17 protein-coding genes are annotated in these 16,753 nt (G+C 62.4%); 7 read left to right on the top strand and 10 right to left on the bottom strand.

All coding sequences use genetic code 11. The annotated features are described in order from the left end of the window. Positions 1-108 precede the first annotated feature (108 nt). The gene (gene glpD / locus PQQ86_RS16620) at positions 109-1,638 is read right to left on the bottom strand and encodes a glycerol-3-phosphate dehydrogenase (protein WP_408268745.1); all 1,530 of its coding nucleotides are present in this window, start codon (positions 1,636-1,638) and stop codon (positions 109-111) included. 203 nt (positions 1,639-1,841) lie between these two features. Here glpD and PQQ86_RS16615 point away from each other — a divergent pair, with 203 nt between their 5' ends. Beyond that, positions 1,842-2,216, top strand: a complete 375-nt coding sequence (locus tag PQQ86_RS16615; protein ID WP_408268742.1) for a hypothetical protein — start codon at positions 1,842-1,844, stop codon at positions 2,214-2,216. Between the two features lie 78 nt (positions 2,217-2,294). On the opposite strand, the gene PQQ86_RS16610 is transcribed toward PQQ86_RS16615, so the two are convergent. The 3 genes from PQQ86_RS16610 to PQQ86_RS16600 all read right to left on the bottom strand — a co-directional run bounded on the left by PQQ86_RS16610 (position 2,295) and on the right by PQQ86_RS16600 (position 4,308). Beyond that, a complete protein-coding gene (locus PQQ86_RS16610) occupies positions 2,295-2,921 on the bottom strand; it encodes a TetR/AcrR family transcriptional regulator (protein WP_408268739.1) in 627 nt (208 codons plus the stop codon). A gap of 101 nt (positions 2,922-3,022) precedes the next feature. Further along, entirely contained in the window at positions 3,023-3,220 is a 198-nt protein-coding gene (locus PQQ86_RS16605; RefSeq protein ID WP_054034465.1) for a hypothetical protein, read from the bottom strand. A gap of 308 nt (positions 3,221-3,528) precedes the next feature. After that, positions 3,529-4,308, bottom strand: coding sequence for a DeoR/GlpR family DNA-binding transcription regulator (locus tag PQQ86_RS16600; protein ID WP_408268735.1), 780 nt, complete (start codon positions 4,306-4,308; stop codon positions 3,529-3,531). Between the two features lie 352 nt (positions 4,309-4,660). Between PQQ86_RS16600 and ggt the strand changes: the two genes are divergently transcribed. The 4 genes from ggt to PQQ86_RS16580 all read left to right on the top strand — a co-directional run bounded on the left by ggt (position 4,661) and on the right by PQQ86_RS16580 (position 9,495). After that, on the top strand, positions 4,661-6,298 hold the full coding sequence (gene ggt, locus PQQ86_RS16595; protein ID WP_408268732.1) for a gamma-glutamyltransferase: 1,638 nt from the start codon (positions 4,661-4,663) through the stop codon (positions 6,296-6,298). Beyond that, entirely contained in the window at positions 6,299-7,663 is a 1,365-nt protein-coding gene (locus tag PQQ86_RS16590) for an MFS transporter (RefSeq protein WP_408268729.1), read from the top strand. A 342-nt stretch (positions 7,664-8,005) separates the two neighbouring features. After that, positions 8,006-8,833 (top strand): ferritin-like domain-containing protein, encoded by an 828-nt coding sequence (locus PQQ86_RS16585; RefSeq protein WP_093635532.1) that lies wholly within the window; start codon positions 8,006-8,008, stop codon positions 8,831-8,833. 137 nt (positions 8,834-8,970) lie between these two features. Then, on the top strand, positions 8,971-9,495 hold the full coding sequence (locus PQQ86_RS16580; RefSeq protein ID WP_408268725.1) for a pyridoxamine 5'-phosphate oxidase family protein: 525 nt from the start codon (positions 8,971-8,973) through the stop codon (positions 9,493-9,495). 37 nt (positions 9,496-9,532) lie between these two features. Here the strand turns inward: PQQ86_RS16580 and PQQ86_RS16575 are convergent, their stop codons facing one another. The 4 genes from PQQ86_RS16575 to PQQ86_RS16560 all read right to left on the bottom strand — a co-directional run bounded on the left by PQQ86_RS16575 (position 9,533) and on the right by PQQ86_RS16560 (position 14,173). Continuing rightward, positions 9,533-11,110: a DEAD/DEAH box helicase gene (locus PQQ86_RS16575; protein WP_408268722.1), complete on the bottom strand. Its 1,578-nt coding sequence runs from the start codon at positions 11,108-11,110 to the stop codon at positions 9,533-9,535. Between the two features lie 233 nt (positions 11,111-11,343). After that, positions 11,344-11,964, bottom strand: a complete 621-nt coding sequence (trhA, locus tag PQQ86_RS16570) for a PAQR family membrane homeostasis protein TrhA (protein WP_102631849.1) — start codon at positions 11,962-11,964, stop codon at positions 11,344-11,346. A gap of 157 nt (positions 11,965-12,121) precedes the next feature. Next, complete coding sequence (locus PQQ86_RS16565; protein ID WP_408268719.1) at positions 12,122-13,420, bottom strand: c-type cytochrome; 1,299 nt, start codon at positions 13,418-13,420, stop codon at positions 12,122-12,124. 21 nt (positions 13,421-13,441) lie between these two features. Further along, a complete protein-coding gene (locus PQQ86_RS16560) occupies positions 13,442-14,173 on the bottom strand; it encodes a c-type cytochrome (protein WP_408268716.1) in 732 nt (243 codons plus the stop codon). A 369-nt stretch (positions 14,174-14,542) separates the two neighbouring features. Here PQQ86_RS16560 and copC point away from each other — a divergent pair, with 369 nt between their 5' ends. Further along, positions 14,543-14,920 (top strand): copper homeostasis periplasmic binding protein CopC, encoded by a 378-nt coding sequence (copC, locus tag PQQ86_RS16555; RefSeq protein ID WP_408270321.1) that lies wholly within the window; start codon positions 14,543-14,545, stop codon positions 14,918-14,920. Next, on the top strand, positions 14,917-15,849 hold the full coding sequence (locus tag PQQ86_RS16550) for a CopD family protein (RefSeq protein ID WP_408268713.1): 933 nt from the start codon (positions 14,917-14,919) through the stop codon (positions 15,847-15,849). The genes copC and PQQ86_RS16550 overlap by 4 nt, the downstream gene beginning before the upstream one ends. Positions 15,850-15,934: 85 nt before the next feature. Here PQQ86_RS16550 and PQQ86_RS16545 read toward each other — a convergent pair whose 3' ends face one another. After that, positions 15,935-16,165, bottom strand: a complete 231-nt coding sequence (locus tag PQQ86_RS16545; RefSeq protein ID WP_408268710.1) for a YodC family protein — start codon at positions 16,163-16,165, stop codon at positions 15,935-15,937. A 26-nt stretch (positions 16,166-16,191) separates the two neighbouring features. Next, positions 16,192-16,494: a hypothetical protein gene (locus PQQ86_RS16540; RefSeq protein WP_093635549.1), complete on the bottom strand. Its 303-nt coding sequence runs from the start codon at positions 16,492-16,494 to the stop codon at positions 16,192-16,194. Positions 16,495-16,753 lie beyond the last annotated feature (259 nt).

Here is a 16,753-nt window from a genome sequence, read left to right as displayed (position 1 = left end):
TCAGCTAAATAGCCTAACTAAATGGCTTAACTCAGTGACCTGACTAAATGACCCAACTAAGTGGTTCAACCAAGTGGCCTAACTAAACGATCCAACTAACTGGTTTAGCTAGGCACTCTGTCGGAAAGGCTCGCGGGCGAACCATGCGTCAATGTCGCGTGTAATCGAATCGAGCGTGCCCGGTTCGACGTGCAGGCCGAGTTTCGAGCGGCGCCACAATACGTCTTGTGCGCTGCGCGCCCATTCGGTGTCGCGCAGGTAAGTGAGTTCGGCTTCGTAGAGACCCGGCGCGAAAGCGCGGCCGAGGTCGGCCACCGAGCGCGCGTTGCCAATGATGTCTTTCACGCGAGTGCCGTACGCACGCGCGAGCCGGTGAGCCAGATCGGCGGGCAGCCACGCATTCTGTTGCTTGAAGCCGGCGAGGAAGCGCTCGAAGTTGGCCTGCGGAATATCGCCGCCGGGCAACGGGACGCCGGCCGTCCACGAAGGCGTGCCGTTATGCAGCGCGTTCACGAGCTTGTCGACGGCGTCTTCCGCCAGCTTGCGGAAGGTCGTGATCTTGCCGCCGAACACCGAAAGCAACGGTGCTTCGCCCGCAGGCGCATCGAGTTCCAGCGAGTAGTCGCGCGTGACTGCCGAGGGGTTGTCCGCGCCTTCTTCCTCAAGCAGCGGACGCACGCCCGAGTAGGTCCAGCGCACGTCTTGCGGCGAGATCTTTTCTTTGAAGTAACGGTTGATCGAATCGCACAGGTACTGTGTTTCGTCGGCATTGATCGCCACCTGCGACGGGTCGCCGCGATATTCGAGGTCGGTCGTGCCGATCAGCGTGTAATCGTGTTCGTACGGAATCGCGAAGATGATCCGCTTGTCCGGATTCTGGAAGATGTACGCGTGATCGTGTTCGAACAGACGGCGCGTGACGATATGGCTGCCTTTCACGAGGCGCACGCTGTGCGTTGCTTCCCGGCCGAGCGCGCCCTCCAGCAATTCGCCGACCCACGGTCCGGCCGCATTCGCGATCGAAGCGGCGCGCACGTCGAGGATCGTGCCGTCCTCGCGCTTGAGTTGCGCGCGCCATTCGCCGCCGGCGCGCACTGCGCTCAGCAGCTTGGTGCGCGTGAGAATCTTCGCGCCGCGTTCCTTCGCATCCAGCGCGTTCAGCACGACCAGACGCGCGTCATTCACCCAGCCGTCCGAATACACGAAGCCGCGCTTGATCGAATCGACCAGCGGCGCGCCGGCAGGATGGTCGCGCATCACGATGCCGCGCGAGCCGGGCAGCAGTTCGCGTTTAGCGAGGTGATCGTAAAGGAACAGGCCGGCGCGGATCAGCCAGGCCGGGCGCAGATCGGGCATGTGCGGCATCACGAAGCGTAGTGGCCACATGATGTGCGGCGCCGCGCGCAGCAGCGTTTCGCGCTCCTGCAGGGCTTTGCGCACCAGCCCGAACTCGCGGTACTCGAGGTAGCGCAGGCCGCCGTGAATCAGCTTGGTGCTGGCCGACGACGTATGGGCCGCCAGATCGTCCTGTTCGCAGAGCAGCACCGACAGGCCGCGGCCCGCCGCATCGCGTGCGATGCCTGCGCCGTTGATCCCGCCGCCCACGACGAGCAAATCGTATCTCGAGCCTTGCGTCACCTGCTGTGTCCTCTGCGTCGTATTCAGAAACTGGTTTGGAAAAACTATCGAGCTGATAGTGTTCGTTTGCGAACTTTAATGAACATATTCGAAAAAGTAAAGTTCGGTTTTCTTAGGCACCCCTCTAGCCGGTTGGCTAAGGTGGTGGCGTAACGCGCGGCCACGGACGATACTCTCGGCAGCAGCCATTTCGAGGTGAATTCATGCGTGGACTTTGGATAATCGGCGCCGCCGCACTCCTGACGGGATGCATCAGCTCGCCGAGCTTGAACGGGACGATGGGCGCTCCCTCGTTCTCATCGTTACAGCAGATGTGCAGCGCCCTGACGGTCGACTACGGAAACGACGCGCAAGGCGTTTACGCGACGCTGTTCGATGCGTACGTGGCGAACCGGCGCGGCAAGTTGTCGAAGGACGATTACTGCGCGTTTCAGGCGTCGCTGGCACAGCATTACACGAGCCTCGGCGCGAGTACTGACCCGCAAGTACGCAATCAGTGGGTGACTTTCTTCACCGACCAGCGAGCCAAAGCGTTGAGCTGGCGCGCCGCTGCCGATCCGACCTTGCGTGCGGGCTGAGCTTCACACCTGCTTGTTCCTACCCAGAACTTTTCGCGGGCTTATTCGCGTTGCGTGAGTTGATGGGCTAACCTGGGGCTAGCCGCGCTGCGGCTGCGCCCCGCGCCATAACATCCGGCGAATCTGCGCGAAGACGGCCTCGCGCGTCGGCGCATTGCTTCCAACGGCTTGTTGCGCCTGTGGCAAAGGCAACTGATTGGCGAGCGCCAGCATCGTGAAGCCGTGCAGGCTTGCCCAGTAGGCGTAACCGATCAATTGTGGGTCGCCTTCCAGAATGCCCGCGGCAACGAGCTGCTCGAAGTGCGCCCCGAGCCTGCTCCAGGCGCGATGCGATGCGGTCTGGAGTTCCGGATAGGCGCCTTCCGGCTGGCTCAGATCGAACATCAGGCGGTAGGCATGCGGCTCGTCGAGTGCGAACGCCACGTAGGCGTCGCTGACCGCGGAGCGGTCGGTTGCGGGCGCTTCCTTCGCCACGGCTTCGAGCCGTGCCGCGAAACGGTTGAACGCCGCTGCGCGGACCATCGCAAGGATTTCGTCTTTGTCGCGGAAGTAGCGATAGGGCGTCATCGCGCTGCAACCCAGCTCCTTCGCCAGTTCGCGCATCGTCACGCCTTGCGCGCCGCGCGTGGCGAACGCGTTTTCGGCGACGCGCCGCATGGTTTCGCGGAATTGCTGGATGTCGTCGGAAGAGAGCGTTTTTGGCATGCGCGAAGGCAGAAGGTCCGTCGCGTCAATTTACTGTGTAAATGAATTGGGCACAACAAAGCAGCCGCTGATGCGGCCGCCTTGCTTGGTAATCCAGGGTACTAGGAAAAACGCTTGATGGCCCGGAGCGCACTGTCGCCGGTTTCGGTTACGCGCCATTGTTCGTTGCCCGACGCGAGCCGTTCGAGTTGCACAAGCTGGCGTTCCAGCAAGGCGTCGAGTTCTTCTCGCTCCATGTCGACTTGATTGGGAGCGTCCTTGACGAGCAACAACGTGGCGAATTCATGCGGACTCAGCATCGTTCTCTCCATGTCAAGCAAACGCGGACGGCCTTGGAGGCGACTGACACGATGCCAGTAGAGTCCGCTAGAGGATCAGGCGGGAGGTGCGGCTATCACGACAGGTTCACGCTGCCGGCACTCCGCGTAACGCGGAACGGACGCCGGGGAACTGGAGTGTAGTCAACCGCCAGTCAAACACCAAATGGGCCCCAGTAAATTTTCCCTTTGACAATTGGGACCCGCAGAGGCGGTTTGGAGCAGCGGCCAGATCCTTGATTTCACTCGAAGTTTCGCGTGCACTGCAACATAGCGGAAGACGCCTGGGATCACTCGGCGATATACACCTGGCAGTTAGCGGCGGCGAGCGTTTCGTTCATCTCGGCGGGCGGCGCGACGTCGGTGAAAAGCGCGTCGATCTGATCGAGGTGACCCTGGCGAACGAGCGCCGGACGGCCGAATTTGGAGTTGTCGGCGGCGAGAAACACGGTACGTGCATGCTGGATGATCGCCTCGGCCACGCGCACTTCGCGGGTGTCGAAATCGCGCAGCGTGCCATCCGTTTCAATGCTCGACGTACCGATGATCGCGAAGTCCACCTTGAACTGCCGGATGAAGTCGATCGCCAGTTCGCCGACGATGCCCTTATCCCACGGCCGCACGATGCCGCCCGTCACCAGCACTTCGCAATCCGGATAGCCGCTCATCATGCTGGCGACGTTCAGATTGTTGGTGATCACGCGCAGGCCGCGATGCCGGTTGAGCGCGCGTGCGACTTCCTCGGTCGTCGTGCCGAGGTTGATGAAGAGGGACGCCTGATCGGGAATGTGAGTGGCCACTAGCGTCGCAATGCGCCGCTTCTCTTCGTGGAACATCCGCTGACGCGCCGTGTACGAAACATTCTCGGAGCTGGTCGGCAGACTGGCGCCGCCGTGATAGCGGCGCAGCAGGTTCATGTCGGCGAGCCAGTTTACGTCGCGACGGATCGTCTGCGGCGTCACGTCGAAGTGGGCCGCGAGGTCGTCCACGGTCACGAAGCCGTCGCGTTGCACCCACTCCAGCAGTTCCTGTTGCCGGGCATTGAGAGTCAGGCGGGGGTCTCGGGTCATGTGTCTCGGGTGGTGGGTTTTTATCGGCGCTGCCCGCAGCCGGCGCGAAAAGCTGAGCCGGAAGACGGGTAATGCGTGAACGAGGGTGAGCGTATTGTAAGACCATCGCACGTCTTGTCTGCCAACTCATGCGTCATGGTTCGGATCCGGGACAACCGTGCAGCAATTCATTCAGGTAATTTACGCATTTATTCATTTGATAAATGAATTTGTTTTTTGTGCCGGATCGCGCTGCAATCCAAGGCTCCGCGTTTTACCCGCGCGTTACCTGAGTTTTACCCGAGTCTCACCCGTTTCCCATGGTTTCCGGCGTTATAGAACGCGCCGGACCGCGCTTTCGAGAGTGTTCGACATGACTGGCTTCAACTGGCAAAACCCCTATCCGACGCCGCGTCTGCCTGTATTCGCGCGCAACATCGTTTCGACTTCGCATCCGCTTGCCGCGCAAGCCGGTCTGCGGATGCTGTGGAAAGGCGGCAATGCCGTCGACGCGGCGATCGCGGCGGCCGCCGCCATCACGGTGGTCGAGCCGGTGTCCTGCGGCCTCGGCGGCGACGCCTTCGCGCTCGTATGGGACGGCAAGAAGCTGCATGGCCTGAATGCGTCGGGCGTCTCGCCTGCGGCCTGGAACGTCGATTACTTCAAGCGCAAGTACGGCGAGGAAAACGGCCTTGCCAAACAACCCAAGCGCGGCTGGGACGCCGTGACGGTGCCGGGCGTGATCGCAGGCTGGGAAGCGCTGCATCAGAAATTCGGCTCGCTGCCGTTCGCCGATCTGATGGAGCCGGCGATCGAGATCGCCGAGCGCGGTCATGCGGTGGCGAGCATCGTCGCCTACAAATGGGCGGCCGCCGTACCCGAATTGAAGGACCTGCCGGGCTTTGCGCAAACCTTCATGCCGCGCGGCCGCGCGCCGGAAGTCAGCGAACTGGTGCGCTTTCCTGGCCACGCGAAGACGTTGCGCAAGCTCGCCGAACAAGGGCCGCGCGCGTACTACGAAGGCGAGATCGCCGAACAGATCGCGGCGTTTGCGCGTGAAGGCGGCGGCGCGTTGACTCTCGACGATCTGCGCAACTACAAAGCGGATTGGGTCGAGCCGATCGGCAAGGATTATCGCGGCTACACCGTGCATGAGATTCCGCCGAACGGCCAGGGCATCGCGGCACTGATCGCGCTGGGCATCCTCGAAAAATTCGACGTGAAAGAACTCGCCGTCGACAACGTCGAGTCGCAGCACTTGCAGATCGAAGCGATGAAGCTGGCATTTGCCGACGTCTACCGCTATGTCGCCGATCCGCGCTCGATGGACGTCACGCCCGAGCAGATGCTCGACGACGCGTACCTCACGTCGCGCGCGAAGCTGATCGACCACAAGCGTGCCACGCAATTCGACTTCGGCATGCCGAAGGCCGGAGGCACGATCTACATGTCGGTGGCGGACGAGCGCGGCATGATGGTCAGCTTCATCCAGTCGAACTACATGGGCTTTGGCTCGGGCATCGTGGTGCCGGACAGCGGTATCGCCATGCAGAACCGCGGCTGCGGCTTTTCGATGGACCCGAGGTCGCCGAACGTGGTGGAAGGCGGCAAGCGGCCGTTCCATACCATCATCCCGTCGTTCCTGACGCAGCAGGTGGACGGCAAGCAGGAAGCGGTGATGAGCTTCGGTGTGATGGGCGGCGATATGCAGCCGCAAGGCCATTTGCAATCGATCGTGCGGATGCTCGACTACGGTCAGCAACCGCAGGCCGCCTGCGATGCCCCGCGCTGGAAGGTCAACCGCGACTTCACGATCGACATCGAATCGACGCTGGATCCGGCGACCGCCACGGCGCTGCAGAAGCTAGGCCACACGATCAAGTCGGTCGACGATCCGTACATGGACTTCGGCTCCGGCCAGTACATCTGGAAGCTCGACCGCAACGATCCGGACCGCGGCTATGTGGCGGCAAGCGACAGCCGTCGCGACGGATTGGCAGCGGGGTTCTAAATGAACATCCCCGCGTCGCAATCCGCGACTGCATCGCCGCGTTCCATGTCCGCACCGCTCTCCAAAGCAATGGTGCGACGTATCGTATTTTCGTCGTCGGTCGGCAATGCGCTCGAGTGGTTCGACTTTCTGGTCTACGGTTACTTCGCGACCATCATCGCGAAACAGTTCTTCCCGATGCAGGACGAGTGGCTCTCGACGTTGCTCGCCATCGCCACCTTCGGCATCTCGTTCCTGATGCGGCCGCTGGGCGCCGTTGTGCTGGGCGTCTACGGCGACCGCAAGGGCCGCAAGGCGGCGCTCACGCTCGCCATCGCGCTGATGATGGTCGGCACCTTCACGATGGCGGTGATGCCGCCGTATGCGTCGATCGGTCTTGCGGCGCCCGTGTTGATCCTGCTTGCACGGCTTGTGCAAGGCTTCGCGGTGGGCGGTGAGTTCGGCAGCGCGACGGCCTTCATGGTCGAACACAGCGCGTCACGGCGTGGCTACTACGCGAGTTGGCAGTTCGCGAGCCAGGGCCTTGCTGCGATCACCGCGGCGGCCTTTGGTTCGCTCCTGACCGCGTGGATGCCGCCCGAGCAACTCAATAGCTGGGGCTGGCGCCTTCCGTTCATCTTTGGTCTGCTGGTCGGGCCGGTGGGCTATTACATCCGTTCGCATCTCGACGAGACGCCGGAGTTTCTCGCCTTGCGTAAAGCGCGTGAGTCTGCGAGCAAGCATCAGGTGGCGTCTGAAGAGAAGGACGCGTCGTTCAGCAACCAGTGGGTGAATCTGCTGCTGGCCGTGGGCATCGTCGCGCAATCCACGGTCGGCGTGTACGTGCTGCAACTCTACATGCCGATGTACGCGGTGAAGCAGTTGCACATGCCGGCTGCTGCGTCGTTCGGGGTGGTGGTGCTCAACGGCGGCTTGCAGTTCCTGCTGTCGCCCGTGATGGGCGCATTGTCCGACCGCATCGGCCGGATTCGCATCATGCTGACCACGTCGATACTGATGGGCTTGCTGATCTATCCGATGTTCGCTTTGCTGCAGTCGCATCCGACGGTCGGCTGGCTGCTGCTGTTGCAAGGTACAGCCGGAATTTTCAAGGCGGCTTACTCCGGACCGATGCCCGCGCTGATGTCCGAGATCTTTCCAACGCAGGTGCGCTCGACGGGTCTTTCAATCGGTTACAGCATCGGCGTCACGATTTTCGGCGGTTTTGCACCGACGATCGTGGAAACCTTCATTCACTTGACCGGCGACAAGCTGGCGCCAAGTTACTACGTCCTGATTGCGGCGGTGCTGTCCGGGTTGTCGCTTGTCGTGGTCGCGTGGCGTATGCGGCGCGTCCGGCGTCTCGAAGGCGTTCAGCCCGCATGATGGCGTGGCCGGTGGCCGTTGTGCTTCGCAGCGAGCCTTGCCGCGGTTGACGTGCAACCTCCTTTCAAGTCAAAGCCAGCTCTTCGAGCTGGCTTTTTTGTGCCTTGCGAGTGCCGCTTGTAATCAACTGAAGCATTCGACTACCGTGAAATTGGAACTGCGGCGGTCCGGCATGGTCTGTGCTGGGTTATCTGCAGAGTTGTGAAACACCGGCTAAGATGCAAGATACACGGGGTTAACTCTAACCAAGGCGCTGTATCTGACACGGCGGGCTGCCCTTGCGATAGTGGGCGGTTTCGAGCGCGCTCCACGAGTCGATACAGCTTTCGGAGCAAAGACACAATGCACACTGAGCTGAACCATGTGATGCCCTGGCGGATCGAGGATATCGACCTCACCCGCATAGATCGTCAGAAGGCCGTCGCTAATGAAGATCTGCTGCTTCTGCTGTGCGCCGCTTCGTTTATCGAAAGCGGTACCGATCTTTACACTAGTAATCTGAGCACGTTCTTCGACGGCGACCCCGAAGTCTCGGCGTGGCTCAACCAGGAATGGGAGCCGGAAGAGATGCAGCACGGCCGGGCTCTCAAGACGTATATCGCCTACGTGTGGCCGGAGTTCGATTGGGACACCGCATTCCGCAATTTCATGGAGGAGTACTCGCTGACCTGCTCGGTCGAGGACTTCGAAAAGACCCGTGCGCTCGAGATGGTTGCTCGCTGTGTGGTGGAAACGGGCACCGCAACGCTGTATCGCGCGATTGGCGAATGTTCGGACGAACCCGTGCTCAAGCAGATCACGGACAACATTCGCACTGACGAAGTCCGTCACTACAAACACTTTTTCAAGTTCTTCAAGAAGTACAACAAGATCGAAGGCAATGGCCGTCTCGCGGTTCTCGGCGCGTTGATGCGGCGCGTGATGGAGATCAAGAACGAAGACTCGGAGATCGCGTTGCGGCATGTCTTCGCGATTCGTTATCCGGAACGCGTCCACGATTCGGCCTATAACCGCGAACGCGCGGCGCGCATCAATGCGCTGGTGCGGCGCAATCTGTCGGCGGACATGTGCGTGAAGATGCTGCTCAAGCCCCTCGATCTGCCGGCCAAGATTCAGCCGGGCGTGCATTATCCGCTCGCCAAGATCACGCAGCACGTGTTCTTTCGCTGATGTTTTTCTGCTAAGTCCGCCGCATAGAGAGATGAAGATGAATGGCCCGCTTGCGCGGGCCATCTGTTTTTCGAGGCATGATTGATCCTCGGCAGCACTCGCAACCTCGGCAACCCGCTACTGACTGGATCGATACCATGAGCGATTTTCCTTCACCCGAACGTCCGCTCGAACAGAACGTGTTCGACGAATGGCCCGACGCCGTCCGCACGTTGTTCGACGGGTCGTCGCTGGCGAGCAAGACGGGGTTCACCGCGTCGCTGCTCACTGTGGATGCAAACGGCCATGTGCGAACGTCGCTGCTTGGCGTCGGCGAGTTGTACGCGCCGGATTCGCGCTCGCTGTGCATCGCATTGTGGCCGCAGGCTCGGGCGGCACGCGTGATCGCGCAAAACGGCCGGGCCGCGCTGACGTTCGTCTGCGACGAAGCGTTCTATCAGGTGCAGTTGCGTTTGACGCCGCTAGCGGGCGTAACAGGCGACGACTGCGGCCTCGTGTACCTCATCGGCTCGATCGACACAGCGGAGGCGCAGAGCGTGCGCTATGCGCGCCTGACGAGCGGCATTACGTTTGAACTGGAAGGGGAAGGAGAGGCGGTGCTCGATCGATGGGAACGGCAGATCGAGCACCTGAAGCAGGCTGCCGCTGCGGCTAGCCGATAGTCTGCGACTACAGCCAGCGAGCGGCAGTGCTTGAAACTTAACGGCCGCGCTGACCGCTGCGCGTCGGCTGGCCACCACGCGGCGCGTCGTTGCGCGGCTTTGCGCCACCCAGCAAAGCACCCGGATTGCCGCCTTGCGGCTTTGCAGTCTGCGGTTTGCGCGGTGCATGTTGCGCGGCGCTTCCTTCATGTGCTGCCGCACGCGGCTGACCGTCATGACGCTGGCCGTCGCGGCGCGGCTGGCCGCCGTTACCGGCCGGCTTCGCACCTTGCGGCTTCGGCTGCTGCTGACCATTCGCCGGACGCTGACCCGAACGTTGTGCGGGCTTGGCCGACGACGCGCCATCGCGGCGGCCGCCGTCACGCTGGCCACCCTCGCGCTTCGGCGCACCCTGGCTCTGGCGCGGCTGACGATTGCCACCGCCGCCACCACCCTGGCCGCGGCGCAGAATCGGTTCCGGCTTTGCAGTCGGATCCGGCTCAAAACCGGCGATCACTTCCTGCGGTACCTGACGCTTGATCAGCTTCTCGATGTCCTTCAGCAGTTGCAGTTCGTCGACGCACACCAGCGAAATCGCTTCGCCCGATGCGCCTGCACGACCCGTGCGGCCGATGCGGTGCACGTAATCTTCCGGCACGTTCGGCAAATCGTAGTTGACCACGTGCGGCAGCTGATCGATATCGATGCCGCGTGCGGCGATGTCGGTCGCGACCAGCACTTGCAGCGTGGCGTCCTTGAACTCGGCGAGCGCGCGTGTGCGGGCCGACTGGCTCTTGTTGCCGTGAATCGCCAGTGCGCTGATGCCGTCTTTCGTCAGCTGTTCGGCAAGGCGGTTCGCGCCGTGCTTCGTGCGCGTGAACACCAGCACCTGGAACCAGTTGTGTTGCTTGATGAGGTGCGTGAGCAGCTCACGCTTCTTATCGCGGTCGACGGGGTGAATCTTTTGCGCAACGAGTTCAGCCGTCGTGTTGCGACGGGCGACTTCGATCAGCGCCGGCGAGTTGAGCAGATTGTCGGCGAGCGTCTTGATCTCGTCCGAGAAGGTGGCCGAGAAGAGCAGGTTCTGGCGCTTCGGCGGCAACTTCGCGAGCACGCGCTTGATGTCATGGATGAAGCCCATGTCCAGCATGCGGTCGGCTTCGTCGAGCACGAGAATCTCGAGATGCGACAGGTCGATGGTCTTCTGCTGCATGTGGTCAAGCAAACGGCCCGGCGTCGCGACGACGATGTCCACGCCGCTGCGCAGCGCGCCGATTTGCGGATTGATGCCGACGCCGCCGAACATCACGGTCGACTTCAGCTTCAGGTACTTGCCGTAGGCGCGCACGCTTTCTTCGACCTGTGCGGCCAGCTCACGCGTCGGCGTGAGGATCAGCGCGCGTACGGCGCGCTTGCCCGACGCCGTGGTGACGGCGGGCATGGTGTTCAGACGCTGCAGGATCGGCAGCGTGAAGCCGGCGGTCTTGCCGGTGCCGGTCTGCGCGCCGGCCAGCAGGTCGCCGCCGTTGAGCACGGCGGGGATCGCTTGCGTCTGGATCGGAGTCGGGGTGGTGTAGCCGAGTTCGTGTACAGCGCGGACCAGCGGTTCGGACAAGCCGAGGGAATCAAAAGACATAAATGCTCTTTGCAATGCAGTTTCGCGAACGGCACCAGACGGCACCCAATGGACCCAAGCGGGCACCAGCGGGTACAGGCACGGCATGAACACGCCTCTATGGCGCGTTCGAGGCCAAAGCCCAGTTCCGGTCGCAGAGAAATCGGCGGCACGCTCAAATGCGTGCCGAATGCTTCAACGCGCTATGCAGACACGTTGACTGGCCTTAAGTTGCATTTCGCCGCCGTGGGATGTCACGCGACGTAGCGCGCAACACTGACGAATTGACACAGACTGCCCGCCAGTACGAACAGGTGCCAGATACCATGTCCGTGCCGGATGCGCTCGTCGTTGATGAAGAAGTAGATGCCGGCGCTGTAGATGACCCCGCCGGCCACGAGCCAGGCGGTACCCGCTGCCGGTAAAGCTTGAACCAGCGGGCGGACGGCAACGAGCGCGAGCCATCCCATCAAGACATACAGCACCATCGAAACGCTGCGGGTGCGTCGCCCGAGCGTCAGTTCCTGCACGATGCCGAGAGCAGCAAGCCCCCAGCTTACGCCGAATAGCGACCAGCCCCACGGTCCACGCAAAGTGACCAGCGTGAACGGGGTGTAGCTGCCGGCAATCAACAGATAGATCGCCGAATGGTCGCATTTTTGCAGAACCGCTTTGACACGCGGGTTGCGCACGCTGTGGTAAAGCGTCGAGATAGCATACAGCACGAACAGCATCGCACCGTAGACGCTGAAACTCACCACCTTGTACGCGTCGCCGTCGAGCGCGCCCATTGTCACGAGCGTAGCCAGCCCCACAACCGACAGCACGGCGCCGACGAGATGGGTAATGCTGTTGAAACGCTCACCGACATGCACGGCTCTTTCCTCCTGCGCGGTTTCATAAGGGTTTATACCCACATGATACCGGTCCTGCAAAAACGAAGGGGGCCGGCCCCGGGTTTTGCGCCCCCCCCCCCCCCCCCCCCCTCATTACCACCCCCCCCCCCCCAACCCCGCCCCCCCCCCCCGCTGCTTAGTCGAGCGGCGCCGAGCGCAGATCGGACACTTGCTGCGGCGACACAGCCGTACCGTGGTTGCCCCACGACATACGAATGTACGTCACGACAGCGGCCACTTCCGTGTTCGACAGTGCCTGTGCGAACGGCGGCATGCCGTACGGATGCGGGTTGGCTTCCGTGCTCGGCGGATAACCGCCGTTCAGCACCATACGGATCGGATTGACCGCCGACGGCATCTGGATCGACTGGTTGTTCGCCAGCGGCGGGAAGGACGGCGGCATACCAAGACCGTTTTCCGCGTGACACTTCGCGCAGTTGTCAGCGTAGATCTTCTGACCTTGCTTCAACAGTTCGCCACCGAACTTTTCCGAGGTTTCGAGCTGCAGCGGTTCCGGTGCTTCGCTCTTCTGCGGAATCGTCTTCAGGTACGTGGCCATCGCGTTGATGTCTTCGTCCGACATGTACTGCAGGCTGTTGTGAACCACTTCAGCCATCGGACCGAACACCGCGCCGCGGTTCGACACACCGGTCTTCAGCAGATCGGCGATGTCTTTGGTTTCCCAGTCGCCGAGGCCGGCTTCCTTGTTCGACGTCAACGACGGTGCATACCAATTCTGCAGCGGGATCAGGCCGCCGGCGAACGCAGCCGAGCTGACCGGGCCGCCCATGGCGTTGATCGACGTGTGGCACATGCCGCAGTGGCCGAGGCCTTCGATCAGGTACGCGCCGCGATTCCATTCGACCGACTTGGTCGGATCAGCCTTGTACTCGCCTTCGCGGAAGAAAAGCGTGCGCCAGCCGATCAGCATGTTGCGCTGGTTGAACGGGAATTTCAGTTCGTGCGGACGGCTCGGCACATTGACCGGCGTGACCGAGCGCAGGTACGCATAGATTGCGTCCGAGTCGGCGCGCGTGACCTTCGTGTAGCTCGTGAACGGAAAGCCCGGGTACAGCAGGCTGCCGTCTTTCGAACGGCCCGTGTGCATGGCGCGGTAGAAGTCGTCCTGCGTCCACTTGCCAATACCGTACTGGTCGTCAGGCGTGATGTTCGGCGTGAACATCGTGCCGAACGGCGTCAGCATCGGCAGGCCGCCGGCGAACTGCTTGCCGCCGCGCACCGTGTGGCAGGCGATACAGTCGCCGGCGCGGGCGAGGTACTCGCCCTTCTTGATCAGCGCGGCCTGGTCGGCGGGCGTTGCCGCCATGGCCGTTCCGTTATGCAGGTTGTCGCCGCCCGACCACAGGACGGGAACGAGTGCGGCAGCCGCAACGACGACGACTGCCGAGAGGGCGAACAAAGACTTGCGTTTCATTTGAGTGTCTCTCCCGGTGCCTTATTGCGGTTCGCTGCCGCAGGCAAGCGGAGTCTTCAACGAGCGGGCCGGAGCCGGCACGGGGTTTTGTGGAGCCTTTTGCGTGGAAAGCCAGGCTGCAACGGCGTTCACGTCTTCGTCAGTCAGGCGGGTGGCGATGGTGTGCATGCAATCCGGTGCGATGGCATGGCGCGAGCCCGAACGCCATGCGCCCAATTGCGCGCTGATGTAGTCAGCATGCAAGCCGACCAGACCCGGGATAGCGGGCTCCATGCCGGTCAGCGCCTTGCCGTGGCAAGCCGCGCACGCCGGAATCTGTTTGGATGCGTCGCCGTTCAGGACGATCTGCTGGCCGCGCGCAACGATGGTCGCCGACACGGTCGGCTTGGCCGGCGTGGGGTACGGCGGGCGTTGCTGCGAGAAGTACGTGGCGATCTGATGAAGATAGTCGTCAGAAAGATACGTGACGAGGTAGTTCATGGGCGGGTACTTGCGGCGCCCTTCGCGGAAGTTCTGCAACTGGTTGTACAGATAGTCGGCCGGCTTGCCCGCCAGACGCGGGAAGTAGTCGTTGTCGGTACCTTGGCCGTGCGAACCGTGGCAGGCCGTGCAGCCTTGCACGCGCGCTTCCATCGTATCGGGGGCCTTCGGTTGAGTCTGCGCTTTCGCAGCGCTATAGACACCCGCGGAGCCGATCAGCAGAAGGGCAAGCAACGGGCGGAAAATGCGTCTTGAAGACACGCGTAACTCCATCAAAATCGGGGACCTGACCGAACTTCGAGCGGCTCGGTGTGAAGGGCAGCCGGCGCTGCGGCGACGCAGCATTCTATCATCGAAGGGTGATGGTGACTATTTGCCACATTAGAGAAGGTTCCGGGTGTCACGGCGATGCGACAGTTTGACGCGCGTCATTGGCTGGCAAGCGGAGCGGCCGTCTCGATTCTATCCCCGGTATCGCGGGCGCATGTTGCGTTCCTGCCGGCTTGCATGACAAAGCAGGTTGAACCGACGCGCGCGCCGGCCATCGAAGCGTACACTTCCGGGCGCGCCGGCGTCCGTCCGACGCGGACGACCTTCGGCTCACCGTCTACCGTTTTACTTTCCACGAGCTATCTGCCTTACATGAAGCTATTCAATTTTTCCCGTCCGGCGCTACGTGCGTTGACGCTGGGCGCCGCGGCGCTGGTCATGACGTCCACGGTTTTCGCGCATGCGCATCTGGTGTCGAGCGAGCCGGCGGCGAACGCCGAAGTGGCCGCTGCCACTGAAGTGACGATTCATTTCACCGAGCCGCTCGAACCGGCTTTCAGCCGCATCGAACTGAGCGATGCGAGCGGCAAGCCCGCCGCGCCGGCTGCGTCGCAAGTCGATCAAAGTGACGCAAAGGTGATGCACCTGGCGCTGCCGCAGTTGACGGCCGGCCGCTACGCGGTGCACTGGATCGCGGTAGCCACGGACGGCCACCGTACGCAAGGCAACTTCGCGTTCATCGTCAAATGAGCATGGACGGACTGTGGATCGGGCAGGTCGCGATGGCCGCGCTCATGAATGTCGCGTTTGCGTTTGCCGTCGGTTCGGCGTTGCTCAGCGCCTGGCTCGCCAAGGACGCGCAGAGCAAGATCAACCCCGCACGGCCCGCCTGGTTGCGCGCGCAACGGTCGATGCTGACCGCCACCGTCGTGCTGGTGCTCGCGGATCTTGGCTGGCTGCTGTATCAGGCGGCCTCGATGAGCGGAGTCGCGTTGCCGTCCGCGATTGGCGTGGTGCCGACTGTCTTGACGCAAACCCATGTCGGTTACGGCTGGAGCGTGGCGTTCGCCGGCGCGCTGGTGCTGCTGGGCACGGCCATGGCCAGTCATACGGGCATGCTGCGCAATGCGCTGCTGTGGCTCGCGGTGATCGCGATTGCGGCGGGCAAGGCGTCGCTCGGACATGCGGCCGATGCCGGTCCGGCCTCGGCGGCGATCGGCATGCAGACGTTGCATGTGCTGGTGACGAGCGTCTGGGGCGGGCTGGCGATGGCGGCGGGACTCGCGGTATTGCCCGCGCTGGGCACATCGACCGCACGCGGGATGCTGATTCGCACGGCGACGCAGGTGTCGCACGTATCCGTTGTGGCGGTGGGGCTGGTGCTGCTCACCGGTATCTTCAACGCCGTGCGTGGATCGGGCGGCTCGTTCGAAGCCATCCAGATGAGCACGTGGGGCCATGTGCTGACGCTGAAGCTTGCGCTGGTCGCGCTCGCACTGGTGCTCGGCGGACTCAATCGCTTCTCGGCGCTGCCGCGCCTGCGCCGCACGGCCTCGACGATGGACGCGCATACCTTCGTCAACGTGCTGTATCTGGAAGCGCTGGCGATGATCGGCGTGTTCGTCGCAGCGGCCGTGTTGTCGCACAGCGTGCCGGCATTCGCCGCGTTGGGCGGTTAAGGCTAAAAAAAGCGCCGCACAGCAAAGGCGTGCGGCGCAATACACACGGTCGCCCGGCGGTGGCCGGCTGATCCGTTACTGCCCTCTAGGCGGCGAACGCGTTGTGCGCCCGTTCCAGCGTCTCTTCCGGAAACATCTCCTGCTGCAGTTCGCCGTCGTTGCCGAACCACTGGCAGATCAACCAGTTGCCCGGCGCGAACAGCACCGGTCCGCTCCAGGTGACGGTCATCGGGCGTCCACCGGATTTGAGCGTCAGGACGTCGCCGGCCCGGTAGACAGGTTTCGCAGGGCTCGCAGGTTTCTTTCGCAGTCGCATGATGAGCGTCCGTCCGATGAAACTGATCATTCGAGGCCGAGCCGATGTCCGAGAATCGGTGCGCAGAAGAGTGCGATCGCGCAGCCCGCTGCTTTGCCTTCCAGTTCCGCGCCGGCGGCGCGTGAGCCGTACATGTGCGTCAGCAGGTCGAAGAGTTGCGGCAGGCAGTACAGCACCGCGGCAGCGATAAAACATTTTTCGACTACCGAAATGCGCCAGCCGCGTTCATACGCGAGCATCGCGCCGAAGATGCGAAGCACGCCGAACACCACCAGCGCGCCGACGGCGGCCTGTTCGCGGATCAGATAGTCTGGAAGGAATTCGCCCATGATGTTCCCCGATGCATTTGTCGTTTTGAATGCATTTGAGCAAGGAGCGGGCCATGCGTATGTCTGATGCCGAACAAACGGCTTGAAAGCCTTTATGGATAAGGCTTTGCGGGCGGTATGGCCGTGCCGGAAAAGTGCCGTGAGAGGTGTGTTTCAGCCGCTTCGGTCCGCGGTGTTACGTAACTGAGACGGCGCGCGCTACGTCTGCCGTAACGTGCGCGCCGGTGACTTGGGCTACGCCTTCTTCATCACCGAACGG

It is taken from the genome of Paraburkholderia sediminicola, from assembly GCF_046026675.1.
Taxonomy (GTDB): Bacteria; Pseudomonadota; Gammaproteobacteria; order Burkholderiales; family Burkholderiaceae; genus Paraburkholderia; species Paraburkholderia sediminicola_F.
Note: the sequence above shows the minus strand (reverse complement) of the source record. Positions and strands in the feature narration are given on the sequence as shown.

Coding starts and splice junctions, on each gene's coding strand:
- PQQ86_RS16615 (WP_408268742.1), top strand. CDS start 1,842: ATGCGTGGACTTTGGATAATCGGCGCCGCCGCACTCCTGACGGGATGC.
- PQQ86_RS16610 (WP_408268739.1), bottom strand. CDS start 2,921: ATGCCAAAAACGCTCTCTTCCGACGACATCCAGCAATTCCGCGAAACC.
- PQQ86_RS16605 (WP_054034465.1), bottom strand. CDS start 3,220: ATGCTGAGTCCGCATGAATTCGCCACGTTGTTGCTCGTCAAGGACGCT.
- PQQ86_RS16600 (WP_408268735.1), bottom strand. CDS start 4,308: ATGACCCGAGACCCCCGCCTGACTCTCAATGCCCGGCAACAGGAACTG.
- ggt (WP_408268732.1), top strand. CDS start 4,661: ATGACTGGCTTCAACTGGCAAAACCCCTATCCGACGCCGCGTCTGCCT.
- PQQ86_RS16590 (WP_408268729.1), top strand. CDS start 6,299: ATGAACATCCCCGCGTCGCAATCCGCGACTGCATCGCCGCGTTCCATG.
- PQQ86_RS16585 (WP_093635532.1), top strand. CDS start 8,006: ATGCACACTGAGCTGAACCATGTGATGCCCTGGCGGATCGAGGATATC.
- PQQ86_RS16580 (WP_408268725.1), top strand. CDS start 8,971: ATGAGCGATTTTCCTTCACCCGAACGTCCGCTCGAACAGAACGTGTTC.
- PQQ86_RS16575 (WP_408268722.1), bottom strand. CDS start 11,110: ATGTCTTTTGATTCCCTCGGCTTGTCCGAACCGCTGGTCCGCGCTGTA.
- PQQ86_RS16565 (WP_408268719.1), bottom strand. CDS start 13,420: ATGAAACGCAAGTCTTTGTTCGCCCTCTCGGCAGTCGTCGTCGTTGCG.
- PQQ86_RS16560 (WP_408268716.1), bottom strand. CDS start 14,173: ATGGAGTTACGCGTGTCTTCAAGACGCATTTTCCGCCCGTTGCTTGCC.
- copC (WP_408270321.1), top strand. CDS start 14,543: ATGAAGCTATTCAATTTTTCCCGTCCGGCGCTACGTGCGTTGACGCTG.
- PQQ86_RS16550 (WP_408268713.1), top strand. CDS start 14,917: ATGAGCATGGACGGACTGTGGATCGGGCAGGTCGCGATGGCCGCGCTC.
- PQQ86_RS16545 (WP_408268710.1), bottom strand. CDS start 16,165: ATGCGACTGCGAAAGAAACCTGCGAGCCCTGCGAAACCTGTCTACCGG.
- PQQ86_RS16540 (WP_093635549.1), bottom strand. CDS start 16,494: ATGGGCGAATTCCTTCCAGACTATCTGATCCGCGAACAGGCCGCCGTC.